The sequence below is a fragment of the Arthrobacter silvisoli genome (assembly GCF_003369445.1).
Taxonomy (GTDB): Bacteria; Actinomycetota; Actinomycetes; order Actinomycetales; family Micrococcaceae; genus Arthrobacter; species Arthrobacter silvisoli.
The window spans coordinates 1-12,008 of the sequence record NZ_QRCU01000071.1; the positions used below are offsets into that span (position 1 = coordinate 1).

Annotated in this window: 10 protein-coding genes and 1 tRNA gene; 6 read left to right on the forward strand and 5 right to left on the reverse strand. The window is 65.8% G+C overall.

The genetic code is table 11. The features are described 5' to 3' along the window. Positions 1-128: 128 nt before the first annotated feature. The 3 genes from DWV11_RS15870 to sp36 are packed head-to-tail and all read right to left on the reverse strand — an operon-like array spanning position 129 to position 1,769. Positions 129-1,040, reverse strand: coding sequence for an NUDIX hydrolase (locus DWV11_RS15870; protein ID WP_115789888.1), 912 nt, complete (start codon positions 1,038-1,040; stop codon positions 129-131). Between the two features lie 34 nt (positions 1,041-1,074). Further along, positions 1,075-1,611 carry a RidA family protein gene (locus DWV11_RS15875; protein ID WP_115789889.1) on the reverse strand — a complete coding sequence of 179 codons (537 nt, stop codon included), beginning with the start codon at positions 1,609-1,611 and terminating at the stop codon, positions 1,075-1,077. Between the two features lie 2 nt (positions 1,612-1,613). Beyond that, entirely contained in the window at positions 1,614-1,769 is a 156-nt protein-coding gene (gene sp36 / locus DWV11_RS15880) for a Sp36 family protein (RefSeq protein WP_115789890.1), read from the reverse strand. Positions 1,770-1,806: 37 nt separating this feature from the next. Between sp36 and DWV11_RS15885 the strand changes: the two genes are divergently transcribed. From DWV11_RS15885 to DWV11_RS15905, 5 genes are all read left to right on the forward strand, one after another. Further along, on the forward strand, positions 1,807-4,089 hold the full coding sequence (locus tag DWV11_RS15885; protein WP_115789891.1) for a transglycosylase domain-containing protein: 2,283 nt from the start codon (positions 1,807-1,809) through the stop codon (positions 4,087-4,089). A gap of 13 nt (positions 4,090-4,102) precedes the next feature. Then, positions 4,103-5,050, forward strand: a complete 948-nt coding sequence (locus tag DWV11_RS15890) for a metallophosphoesterase (protein WP_115789892.1) — start codon at positions 4,103-4,105, stop codon at positions 5,048-5,050. A 237-nt stretch (positions 5,051-5,287) separates the two neighbouring features. Then, positions 5,288-7,102 (forward strand): ABC transporter ATP-binding protein, encoded by a 1,815-nt coding sequence (locus tag DWV11_RS15895; RefSeq protein ID WP_115789893.1) that lies wholly within the window; start codon positions 5,288-5,290, stop codon positions 7,100-7,102. Continuing rightward, the gene (locus tag DWV11_RS15900) at positions 7,099-8,928 is read left to right on the forward strand and encodes an ABC transporter ATP-binding protein (protein WP_115789894.1); all 1,830 of its coding nucleotides are present in this window, start codon (positions 7,099-7,101) and stop codon (positions 8,926-8,928) included. Before DWV11_RS15895 ends, DWV11_RS15900 begins: the two co-directional genes overlap by 4 nt. A 104-nt stretch (positions 8,929-9,032) precedes the next feature. After that, positions 9,033-9,109 (forward strand) — tRNA-Pro (locus DWV11_RS15905). Positions 9,110-9,310: 201 nt separating this feature from the next. On the opposite strand, the gene DWV11_RS15910 is transcribed toward DWV11_RS15905, so the two are convergent. Further along, positions 9,311-9,562 carry a hypothetical protein gene (locus DWV11_RS15910; protein ID WP_115789895.1) on the reverse strand — a complete coding sequence of 84 codons (252 nt, stop codon included), beginning with the start codon at positions 9,560-9,562 and terminating at the stop codon, positions 9,311-9,313. Positions 9,563-9,702: 140 nt separating this feature from the next. Here DWV11_RS15910 and DWV11_RS15915 point away from each other — a divergent pair, with 140 nt between their 5' ends. Then, on the forward strand, positions 9,703-10,980 hold the full coding sequence (locus tag DWV11_RS15915; protein WP_115789896.1) for a helix-turn-helix domain-containing protein: 1,278 nt from the start codon (positions 9,703-9,705) through the stop codon (positions 10,978-10,980). A gap of 90 nt (positions 10,981-11,070) precedes the next feature. Here the strand turns inward: DWV11_RS15915 and DWV11_RS15920 are convergent, their stop codons facing one another. Beyond that, a complete protein-coding gene (locus DWV11_RS15920; protein ID WP_115789897.1) occupies positions 11,071-12,006 on the reverse strand; it encodes a phosphoribosylaminoimidazolesuccinocarboxamide synthase in 936 nt (311 codons plus the stop codon). Between the last annotated feature and the right edge of the window lie 2 nt (positions 12,007-12,008).

The following is a 12,008-nucleotide window of genomic DNA, read 5'->3' on the forward strand; positions in this document are numbered from 1 at the left end:
ACACTCAACGCGACAAACCCGAGCACCCGCGGGGCTTGACAGCTATAGAAGGGTCGGCGGAGGGCCGTTGTCTGCGTCTCAGGTGACCATGGCGGAGCCACTCAAGGCGGGCACAGGGATGTGAGCGGTCACCGCTCCCGCTGCGGATCTCCTGCGACGGTGCGGGCGGCTTCGACTTCGAGCATCAGCACGCCGTTTTCCTCGACCAGGCGCGGCTGGTAGACGTGGTGCTTGCGCTTGTAGCTGAGGTAGGCGATGCAGCCCTGTGCCGCGGCCATCTTTTCGAGCATGATTTCCGAGCCGGGAACCAGGAGTTGGCCCAGGGTGAGGCCGATGGTGTTTTCCTGGCCGATTTCGTCACCGAGGTTGGTGGTGTCGCGTTCGGCGATGAGTTCGAAGGCACGGACCCAGCGGCCCCAGACGCCCTTGCTTTGCAGGAGGGACGGGCTCTGGCCGACCGGGACGGTGGCTGCGAAATAGCGGGTGTTGAAGCGGCGGTGCGCGAAGTCCGGGCTGAGCCAGTTGACCAGCGGCTTGAGCAGGTCCGTGCGCAGGGACAGACCGCGCTTGGCCAGGACGTCGGTGAAAGACTTGTCCTGGTTGGCCACGGCTTCGCGGGCCTTCATCCATTCCGGAGTGGACGTCGCTTCGACCGTGGTGGACAGGTCCGGCCCCGCGAGGAGGACTCCGGTTTCTTCGAACAGTTCGCGGATGGCTCCCACCACGTGGCGGCGGGCCAGCCCGACGTCGGTGGTTCCGAGCGTCTCGGCCCACTGCTGGGGCGAGGGGCCCAGCCAGCCGAGGGCGTCGTCGTCGCTCGCGTCCAGTGAGCCGCCCGGGAAGGCGACCACGCCCAGCGGGGAGGTCCCCGGACGGTAGCCCATCCAGGTCTCCAAGCCGCCGGGAGCGTCACGGAGGAGGACTACTGATGATGCGTATCGCGCGGCGCGGGGACTCCGTTCGCCGAGCTGGAGCCAGTTGCGTGCTGCCCCCTCGAGTTCAGGGGGCAACACGAACAGGCGTCGGGCTAGCTGAGGCAATTGCTTTGACCGGTTCCTTGCTTGGCTTCGGCGATCAGCTGAATTCGGCGATCAGTTCGACCTCAACGGGAGAGTCGAGCGGCAGGACCGCAACGCCGACGGCGGAGCGTGCGTGGATGCCAGCGTCGCCGAAGACCTTGCCCAGGAGCTCGGAGGCACCGTTGATGACGGCCGGCTGGCCGGTGAAGGACGGGTCGGAGGCAACGAAGCCGACCACTTTGACGATCCGGGTGACGCGGTCGAGGTCGCCGATGACGCTCTTGACCGCGGCGAGGGCGTTGATGGCACACACTTCGGCGTAAACCTTGGCGTCTTCCGGGGCAATGGTGGCTTCCTCGGACTGGCCTTCGTCGCCGGTGGAGACCTTGCCCGTAGCTGGGAGTTTGCCATTAACGAAGGGCAGCTGGCCGGAGGTGTAGACGTAGTTGCCGGAGACGACCGCCGGGACGTAGGCGGCCACCGGTGCTGCCACCTCCGGGAGGACGAGGCCAAGCTCTGCGAGGCGCTGCTCGACGGCGGATGCCGGGGCCGTGGTTTCCGCGCCAGACGTGGTTTCTGCGGGGCTTGTCATAGTTACTGCTTCTCCCTCTTAAGGTAGGCGACCAGACCATTTCCATCGGGGCCGGTGACTACCTGGACAAGTTCCCAGCCGTCCTCGCCCCAGGTGTCGAGGATCTGTTTCGTGGCGTGAATAATGAGCGGAATCGTCGCGTACTCCCATTTGGTCATGAGAGAAAGCGTAGCCCTTGCCGGTAAAGTGGAAAACATGGTGACTCGCAAGAACCCCATATTCGATACTGCCACCACTCTGGGAAAGATCATCGCATTCCTCGGCGTGAGTGCCGTTTGCGGTGTCCTGGTGGCAGGTCTGCTGGTCCCCGCGGCCGCCCTTTCGGGCAGCACGGCCAGCGGCTCGATCCAGTTCTTTGACACGCTGCCGGCGGAGCTCCAGGTGAACCCGCCCAGCCAGTCCACCACCATCCTGGCCAGTGACGGTTCCAAGATCGCCTCGATCTACAAGGAGAACCGCACCCGGGTGCCGCTGGACCAGATGAGTCCCTACATCAAGGACGCCATTGTTGCGGTGGAAGACAGCCGCTTCTACGAGCACGGCGGTATCGACACCACCGGCATCCTGCGTGCCGTGGTCAGCACCGCCCGCGGCCAGAAGCAGGGCGCGTCCACCATCACGCAGCAGTACGTGAACAACGTCATCAACGAGTCCCTCGTCTCCCAGGGCAAGGATGCCGACGTCAAGCTCAACGGCGTCAACAAGGGTGTCGGTGACAAACTGCGCGAAATGAAGCTCGCGATCGCCCTGGAGAAGAAGTTCTCCAAGGAGCAGATCCTCGAGGGCTACCTCAACATCGTTTTCTTCAACCGGGACGCCTACGGCATCGAAGCCGCCTCCCGGTTCTTCTTCAGCACCACCGCCAAGAACCTCACCCTTCCCCAGGCGGCGCTCCTGGCCGGTGTGGTCAACAGCCCGTCCTACTACGACCCCATCACGAATCCGGACCACGCCAAGTCCCGCCGCGACCTCGTCCTGCAGCTCATGCTGAACCAGGGGAAGATCAAGAAGGCCGACTACGACAAGGCCGTGGCCACGCCGGTCAAAACGAAGATCACCCCGGCCCGCCAGGGTTGTGCCTACGCCACCTCCGCGCCGTACTTCTGTGACTATGTGCTGCACCTGCTGCTGAACAACCCGGCCTACGGCGCCACTCCTGATGAGCGCACCAACCGGGTCATGCGTGGCGGCCTGACCATCAAGACCACCCTGGACCCCAAGGCCCAGGCTGTGGCCCAGGAGCAGGTGAACGCTTCCGCCGGCGCCAACCCGGACAAGTGGGGTGCCTCCCTGGTTTCGGTGCAGCCGAAGACCGGCAAGATCATCTCCATGGCCCAGAACACGGTGTGGCTGCCTTCACCGGGCAAGTTCCAGGCTGAACAGAACTTCAACGTGGACGTCCTGGATGCGAACGGCAATGACCTCAACGGCCTGGGCGGTTTCCAGACCGGTTCCACCATGAAGCCCTTCACCTTCGCGGAGTGGCTCAACGAGGGCAAGTCGATGAACGACACGGTCAACGCCGCGGTCCGCAAGTACCCCATCGACTTCCCGTGGCGGAACACCTGCTCCACGCCAACCACCGGCTGGTATGACAGCAACGTCGAGGGCAGCAACGACCTGCAGAACGCCGAAGAGGGCTACTACCGCCCGATGAGCGTGCTGTACGGCCTGATGAACTCCATCAACACCGCAACCTTCGCTTCAGCCTCCCAGTTGGACCTCTGCGGTATCCAGAAGATCGTGGACGCCGCGGGCATCCACGAGGGCCTGCCCGCCCGGGGCAAGGACGGAAAGGTCACCGATCCGCACCCGCAGATCCCGATGACCACGCTGGCCAACCTCCTGGGATCCCGCCAGACGGCACCGCTGACCATGGCCAGTGCTTTCGCCACTTTCTCGAACGACGGCCGCTACTGCGAGCCGATCGCCATCGAATCCGTCACCGATTCATCCGGCAACAAGCTTCCGGCGCAGTCCAGCAACTGCCGGGACGCGATCTCCCCGGAAGTTGCCCACGGCGTCAGCAAGGCCCTCCAGGAGGTGCTGAACAAGGGTTCGGGCTTCTGGATCCAGCCCCGCATTTCCACAAGTACCACCTTCCCCGTTGCCGCCAAGACCGGTACCAACAACTCCAACGGCTCCACCTGGGTGGTTGGCTACACCACGGGCCTGGCCACAGCTTCCTGGTTCGGCGATCCGCTCGGCGATCAGCAGCGCTACGGCCGCAACATCACCATCAACGGCAAGTTCTATTCGAACATCGACGGGTACATGATCGCCGGCCCGCAGTTCGCCAACTACATGCTGCAGGTGGCCCCGCGCTACGGAACGGACCCGTTCCCGGAACCGCCGTCCAACCTGAGCTACGTGGCCCCGGCGCCGACTCCCACCAAGGAAACCAAGGGCGGTACGAAGAGCGGCGACACTGGTTCCAGCCCAAGTCCCACCTCGGGCAACAAGGGCAAACGACCCTAAGGACAAATGATTGATGACCGCCCAAGGACATCTGGCAGGCCGCGTTCGTGACTTCGGACGCGGCCTTGCCGTCACTGCAGCCGTCGGAGCCGCGGCGGGCGCGGCTGCCGCCGCCTACGGATGGTGGGAGAAGGACCAGTTCACCCTGCGTGAGGAAACCCTTCCGATCCTCCCCGCCGGCTCCGCGTCGATGCGGGTGCTCCACCTGAGCGACATCCATTTTGTGCCCGGCCAAAACAAGAAGGCGGCCTGGCTCCTGTCCCTGGCTGACCTGAAGCCGGACCTCGTGGTGAACACCGGAGACAACCTCAGCCACCCCAAGGCCATCGACCCGTTGCTCGAGGCCCTTCGCCCCCTGCTGGCGCTGCCCGGCGTGTTCGTCCCCGGGTCCAACGACTACTACGCACCCACCTTGAAGAACCCGCTCAGCTATTTCCAGGGCCCCAGCCGGCTCCGCAAAGACCCCATCAAGCTGGACTGGCCCAGGCTGCGCTCCGGCTTCGGGATGTCCGGCTGGATCGACCTGACCAACCGGCACCAGTCGCTTCCGCTCAACGGTGTCCGCCTGGACTTCTCCGGCGTCGACGATCCGCACCTCAAGCGCGAACGTTATGCCGGTTGGCCGCGCGGCACCGCAGGGCAGGACAAGCGCCCGCACCTGCGCGTGGCCGTCATCCACGCGCCGTACCAGCGCGTACTGGACCATTTCACCGAGGCCGACGCGGACCTGATCCTGGCCGGCCATACCCACGGCGGGCAGGTCTGCATCCCCGGCTACGGTGCCCTCGTCGCCAATTGCGACCTGCCCACCTGGCGCGCCCGCGGCCTGAACGACTGGGAAAGCAACGGACGTACGACGCCGGTCAATGTCTCCGGCGGGATCGGCACCTCGCGCTACGCGCCGGTGCGGATCGCTTGCCGCCCGGAGGCCGTGCTGCTGACGCTGAGCGCGCAGGCGTAGGCGTAGGCGTAGCGATACCGAAAGAATGCCGTCCCCGGAATACCGGGGACGGCATTCGGGTTTCACCCGATGATCCGTCCCTTGAGCTGACGGATCGCGAGATGACGGATCGCGATAAGTGGTAAAACATTTCACCACCCCTCGCATTTTCCTGTGAAGGGAATCACGCATGGCATAGGGTAGTTGCTGTAGGAAACCACCTCCGCCGTCTGAAGATCCAGCTGTTGAGAAGCGGGCATGTCCAAGCAAACGTCGTTCTTTACCTCCATCAAGCGCCTCTACCCCCATGTCAGGCCGATCATCCCGCGGCTTTTCATGGGCCTGCTCAGCGCGCTGCTTGCCAGCGTGGTGGCCCTGGCCATCCCGCAGGTCCTCCGGGTCCTGGTCAATGACTTCCTCAAGCCCGGCGGTGCGGGAAGCGCGGTGTGGATTTCCGCCGTCGTGATCCTGGTGCTCGGCATTGCCGAGGCCGGACTGGTGGCGCTCCGCCGCCAGTTCGTCATCAACCCGGCCACCACAGTGGAAACCCGTATGCGGGTCTCGCTGTACGGCCACCTGCAGGACCTCACCGTGTCGTTCCACGACCGCTGGGGCTCGGGGCAGCTGCTGTCGCGGGCCATGAGCGACCTGAACTTCCTGCGCCGCTGGATGGCCTTCGGCGCGATCATGCTGGTGGTCACCACCCTGACCGTAGCGATCGGCGTCTGCGTCATGTTCACCATGAGCTGGCAACTGGCGCTGATCTTCCTGGCCGCGGCCCTGCCGATCATGGTCTTCTCCTTCCGCTTCCGGCGCCGCTTCAGCCTGGTGGCACGCCTCAGCCAGGACCAGGCCGGCGACCTCGCCACCACCGTGGAGGAATCCGTCCACGGCATCCGCGTGCTCAAGGCCTTCGGCCGCAGCCGCGAAGCGCTGGAAAACTTCAACGGCCAGGCCGAGGAGCTCCGGCAGACCGAGATCGCCAAGGCCAAGCAGCAGGCGGAGTTCAGCCTGGTGGTGAACCTGCTGCCTGAACTGGCGCTCGGCGTCGGCCTGGTGGCCGGCATCCTGTTGGCCTCCACCGGTGAACTGAGCATCGGCTCCCTCGTGGCGTTCTTCGCTACCGCGGCCGTGGTGGCTGCGCCGGTGGAATTCTCCGGGATGCTGCTCGCGATGGCGCTGACCGCCAAGACCGCCCTGGACCGGCATTTCGAGGTCATGGACACCGCGAACACCATCACCAGCCCGGACGCCCCGCAGTCGCCTCGTGAACTGCGCGGCGGCTTGCGCTTCGAGCACGCCTCCTTCGCGTTCGACGACGGCGGCCCCTTGCTGCACGACATCACCCTGGACATCCGCCCGGGCGAGACGATGGCCCTGGTGGGCGTGACCGGCAGCGGCAAGAGCGCCCTGCTCCAGCTCGTCCCGCGCCTCTACGACGCTACGGGCGGCGCCGTGCGGATCGACGGCGTGGACGTGCGGGACTTCGGCGTGGAGGAACTGCGGACCATGGTGGCCGTGGCCTTCGAAGACACCACCCTCTTTTCCAGCTCCGTGCGGGAGAACGTGCTGCTCGGAGCGCCCGAGCCTTCGGACGCCGCCCTGGAGGAGGCGCTGGACGTCGCCCAGGCGCACTTCGCCTACTCCCTGCCCGACGGCGTGGACACCCTGATCGGCGAGGAAGGGCTCAGCCTGTCCGGCGGACAGCGGCAACGTATCGCCCTCGCCCGGGCGATCGCCGCGAAGCCCAAGGTGCTGGTGCTGGACGATCCGCTCTCAGCCCTCGACGTCAACACAGAGGAACTGGTCGAAGCCCGGCTCCGCGAAGTGCTGCAGGACACCACCACCCTGATCGTCGCGCACCGGCCATCCACCGTTGCCCTTGCCGACCGGGTGGCGCTGCTCGAGGACGGGCGGATTTCCGACGTCGGGACCCACACCGAACTGCTGGCCCGCAACCCGCACTACCGCTTCGTCATCGCGAGCCTCGACGAAGGTCCGAAGGACCTGGACAGCCACCTCGAAGACAGCGAACTGGACGAACTCGAAGATGCCGGGGAGGCACGACGATGAGCACCTTCGGCACCTCCAACGAGGACAACGCCCACCTTAGCCGCACGGACAGCCAGGCTGTGCGGCGGCGCTCGCTCGCGTTGCTGGGTTCCCTGATCAAGCCCGTGCGGGTCCGTTTCTGGCTCACGCTGGCTATGGTGGTGCTGTCCCAGGCCACCAGGGTGGCAGGCCCGGCCATCATCGCCTTCGGTATCGACCATGCCCTGCCCGCCCTGCAGTCGGGCAGCACCGGGCCGCTGCTCCTCGCGGGCGTCCTCTACCTCGCAGCCGCAGTGGCCACGGCAGCACTCACGGCGCTCTACGTCACCTCCACGGCGCGGCTGAGCCAGGCCATGCTCCTGGACCTCCGCCTGCGGGTATTCCGCCACACCCAGAGGCTCAGCCTCGAGTTCCACGAGAAATACACCTCGGGCCGCATCATCGCCCGGCAGACCTCGGACCTCGAGGCGCTGCGCGAACTGCTGGATTCGGGCGTCAGTTCCCTTGCCTCCGGCCTGCTGTTCATGGCCTTCACGGCCATCACGGTCTTCGCCCTCGACTGGCGCAGCGGCCTCATCATGCTCGCCGCCGGGGTGCCCATGTTCTTCCTGGCCCGCTGGTACCAGAAGCATTCGCAGATCGCCTTCCGGGAGTCCCGGGTGGTGTCGGCACGGCTGATCGTGCACTTTGTTGAGACCATGACCGGCATCCGGGCAGTCAAGGCCTTCCGCAAGGAGAAGGAGAACGCCCAGCGCTACGGCGAACTCTCCGAGGACTACCGGCGGGCCACGGTCCGCTCGATCAACCTGAACGGCATCTTCCAGCCGGGCCTGGTGCTGATCGGCAACGTGTGCGTGGCCGTGGTGCTGCTCTTCGGCGGCTTCCGGGTACTCAGCGGGGACCTCGCTGTCGGCGTGCTGCTGGCCCTGATCCTGTCCACGAAGCGCTTCTTCCAGCCCGTGGACCAGATGGCCATGTTCTACAACTCCTTCCAAAGCGCCCAGGCCGCCCTGGAGAAGGTGTCCGGCCTGCTGGAGGAGGTTCCCACGGTGCGGCCGCCGAAGAACCCGGTTCCGCTCCCCCGGGCCCGCGGCGAGATCGCTTTCCGCGACGTCGAGTTCAGCTACGGCGCCGGAACGCTTGTGGTGCCCAGGCTGAACCTGCACATCCCTGCGGGACAGACGGTGGCCCTCGTAGGCCGGACCGGCGCCGGCAAGTCCACGCTCGCGAAGCTGATCGCCCGCTTCTACGATGTGACCGCAGGTTCCCTGACGCTCGACGGCGTGGAGCTGCGGGATCTCGACGGCAGCGAGCTGCGCCGCGCCGTCGTCATGGTCACCCAGGAGGCGTTCCTGTTCAGCGGCTCAGTGGCGGACAACATCGCCTTGGGGCGCCCCGACGCCCCGCGGAGTGAGATCGAGGCGGCCGCCCGCGCCGTCGGCGCCCATGACTTCATCGCGGCCCTGCCCGAGGGCTACGACACGGACGTCAACAAGCGCGGCGGCCGCGTATCGGCAGGCCAGCGCCAGCTGATCGGCTTTGCGCGCGCGTTCCTCGCGGCACCGGCCGTGCTGATCCTGGACGAGGCCACCTCGTCCCTGGACATCCCGTCGGAGCGGCTGGTGCAGGCCGGGCTGTCGAGCCTGCTCGCAGGCGGCGGGCAGGACGGGCGGTCCGCACGGACGGCGATCATCATCGCCCACCGCCTGTCCACGGTAGAATCCGCGGACCGGGTGCTCGTCATCCACGACGGCGAGGTGGTGGAAGACGGCTCTCCCGCCGAACTGATCAGCGGCGGCGGACGTTTCGCCGCCCTGCATGGAGCCTGGCGGGAGTCGCTCGTCTAGCTGTCCGTGGGGACAAGCCGGGCGAGGCGGAGGGCACCGACCCGTCGATTTCGCATCCGGGGCAGGGATCCGCTATCCTTGAACACGTTGCTTTGGCAACGGATCGGGATGTAGCGCAGCTTGGTAGCGCGCTTCGTTCGGGACGAAGAGGTCGCAGGTTCAAATCCTGTCATCCCGACCATTTAGAGCAGGGCCTTCCATTTGGGAGGCCCTGCTTCTTTAAGCAAAACAATTCGCTGCCCGGTTTTTCGCGACCCGCTTTCTCAGCCCGGCGGAAACATTCCTTTGACCGGTTTTGTATTTGCACTCTGCCCCTCAGAAGGCAAAAAAGAAATCACCCCGACGCCCAGTCGCCGGGGTGATTTCTCAAATCATTTGATTTTTACATGGGGTCGGGCCAGTTGCCGATGGCCTGGGCGCGCATCGGATCAGGCCAGTTGCCAATGGCCTGGGCGCGCATCGGATCAGGCCAGTTACCGATGGCCTGCGAGCGCATGGGATCGGGCCAATTGCCGATGCTGAGCACTGTATGGATGGCGTCTGCTACAGGGGCTGCAGAGATGACGGCCGGAGCCGCTGCCGTGAATGCAAGAGCGCCCGCCAAGGCGACAGATGCAGCGATCTTCTTGAACATGGTTTTCCCTCGATGCGAGTCGGATTCGTTATGGAAATTAGTGCGGTCCCTGTTGACACACATTGTAAAATGTTTTCCACAGAGGCTGTCAAGGGCAACCCGCTAAGGCAGCGCTAAAGCACCAAATCTAGGAGGACGCGGTGGGCAACGGATTCGGAGAAAAGCTCCGTGCCGAACGGCTCGAAAGGGGACTGACCCAGGCCGAACTGGGCAAGGACCTCTACTCCCCCAGTTACATCTCCCTGCTGGAGACGGGCCGCCGCGAACCTACTGCCGAGGTTATCGAAGAACTGGCCCGTCGGCTCGAGCTGGCGCCCAAGGCCCTGGAAGCCTGGAGCCAGCCTGTATCCGTCAGCGACGCCGAATACGTGCTCGCCGGCCTCTATGCCCGGCAGGCCTGGGACCTCCGGGACTACCCGCTGGCGGCAAGCCACGCGGCGGCAGCGGCACAGATCGCCTTGGAAGCCCGCAACACCAGCGCCTGGTGGAACATGACCTACATGCAGGCCGAATGCGTCATGAAGCAGGGCCAGCTCAAGGAGTGCCAGAAGATCATCCAGCATCTGCTGGAGCACCCCATGGCCACCGAATCGGCGGGCCTTGGCGTGCGCGCCCGCCAGATGCTCGCCGCCGTCTGCCACGGCCAAGGGCAGCTGGCCACCGCCGTCGAACACGCCACCGAGGCGGTCCGGCTCAGCCAGCAGCTCCCCAAGGGCTCCACGCTCATCATCGGCGCGCACCGTGCGCTCATCGGCGCGCTGGCCGAAAGCGGCAAGCTGGACGAGGCCTGGAAGTACTGCGAGTCCATGATGGCCCAAATGGACGAGCACTCCATGTCCCAGCTCGCGGGCGAGGTGGCCTGGGTGGTGGGCAACGTGGCCTTCATGCGGCACGACTACGCCGAGGGCATCAAGCATCACGAGCGCGCGGCGAAGCTCCTCTCCCCCGCGAACGACATCGAACTCTGGGCCCGCTTCAACAAGGCCTCGGCGGCCGTCAGGCTGTCTTCGGGCATCGTGGAACCCGAGACGCTCTCGGCCATCGAGCGTGCCGAACTCGCCCTCTCGATCGTGGGCGGCAACAAGACCGACCAGCTCGAAGTGGCGTTCATCCGCGCCCGCTGGCTCTACCTCACGGGCGACATCCTGGCCGCCGTCGCGAAGCTCCGCGAAATCCACGCGGACCGCGGCGAGCTCGCCCGGCACACCGCAGGCGAGGTGTCCTTCCTGCTCGGCAAGGCCCTCAAAGCCGCGGGCGAAAACACCGAAGCACTGATCTACCTGGAAGAAGCACAAGCGGATTTCACGGCCGCGGGTGCCGCGGACCGCGTCCAACAGGCCATGGATTCGCTGCTGGAAATCCGTCTCGCCGAACGCCGCGCCCAGGCGGCCAGCCACGCGGCAAACGGCGCGAAGTAAGCCGGCAGGACACGCAGTCACGCAAAACCAGCAGGGTCCCGAAGCCAGACGGCTTCGGGACCCTGCTTCAGGTGTATCAGCCTGGACGCGTCACGCGAAGGTGCGTCCGGTGAGCTTCTCGTAGGCTTCGACGTAACGGGCGCGGGTGCGTTCGACGACGTCGGCCGGCAGCGCGGGCGGCGGGGCGTCGGAGGCGCGGTCCCAGCCCGATTCGGCGGAGGTCAGCCAGTCCCGGACGTACTGCTTGTCGAAGGACGGCTGTGCCTTGCCCGGTTCGTAGCTCGCGGCGTCCCAGAAGCGGGAGGAGTCCGGGGTGAGGACCTCGTCGCCCAGGGTGATGACGCCGCTGGCCGCGTCCACGCCGAACTCCACCTTGGTGTCGGCCAGGATGATGCCTCGTCCGCGGGCGATCTCCTCAGCCTTGGTGTAGATGGCAAGCGTGAGTTCGCGGAGCCGGTCGGCAACGTCCGGACCGACCGCGTCCACCACGGCCTCGAAGGTGATGTTCTCGTCGTGCTCGCCCACCTCGGCCTTGGCGGACGGGGTGAAGATGGCCTCGGCCAGGCGTGAACCGTCCACCAGGCCCTCCGGCAAAGGGATGCTGCACACGGTGCGGGACTGCTTGTATTCGGCCAGGCCGGAGCCCGTGAGGTAGCCACGGGCGATGCACTCGACCGGGAACATATCCAGCTTCTTGCAGATCATCGCCCGGCCTTCGACGGCTTCCGGAACGCCTCCGGCCACGGTGGAGGCCAGCACGTGGTGTTCCACGCCGAGCTGCTCGAACCACCACAGGCTCAGCTGGGTGAGGATGCGGCCCTTGTCCGGGATTTCACTGGAGAGGACATGGTCGTAGGCGCTGATCCGGTCGCTGGCAACAACCAGGACGCAGTCCTGGCCCAGCTGTTCCCTGATGGATTCGTCCGCCGGGACGTAGAGGTCACGGACCTTTCCGGAGTACACATGCTTCCAGCCCGGAAGGTCGAGGGTCTTCGCGGCGAAGCCGCCGGTGTTGAGTTCAGTCATGG

What these genes read in the sequence shown, in the direction of transcription:
- DWV11_RS15895 (WP_115789893.1), top strand. Translation starts at nt 5,288, where the DNA reads ATGTCCAAGCAAACGTCGTTCTTTACCTCCATCAAGCGCCTCTACCCC.
- DWV11_RS15890 (WP_115789892.1), top strand. Translation starts at nt 4,103, where the DNA reads ATGACCGCCCAAGGACATCTGGCAGGCCGCGTTCGTGACTTCGGACGC.
- DWV11_RS15885 (WP_115789891.1), top strand. Translation starts at nt 1,807, where the DNA reads ATGGTGACTCGCAAGAACCCCATATTCGATACTGCCACCACTCTGGGA.
- DWV11_RS15910 (WP_115789895.1), bottom strand. Translation starts at nt 9,562, where the DNA reads ATGTTCAAGAAGATCGCTGCATCTGTCGCCTTGGCGGGCGCTCTTGCA.
- sp36 (WP_115789890.1), bottom strand. Translation starts at nt 1,769, where the DNA reads ATGACCAAATGGGAGTACGCGACGATTCCGCTCATTATTCACGCCACG.
- DWV11_RS15900 (WP_115789894.1), top strand. Translation starts at nt 7,099, where the DNA reads ATGAGCACCTTCGGCACCTCCAACGAGGACAACGCCCACCTTAGCCGC.
- DWV11_RS15875 (WP_115789889.1), bottom strand. Translation starts at nt 1,611, where the DNA reads ATGACAAGCCCCGCAGAAACCACGTCTGGCGCGGAAACCACGGCCCCG.
- DWV11_RS15920 (WP_115789897.1), bottom strand. Translation starts at nt 12,006, where the DNA reads ATGACTGAACTCAACACCGGCGGCTTCGCCGCGAAGACCCTCGACCTT.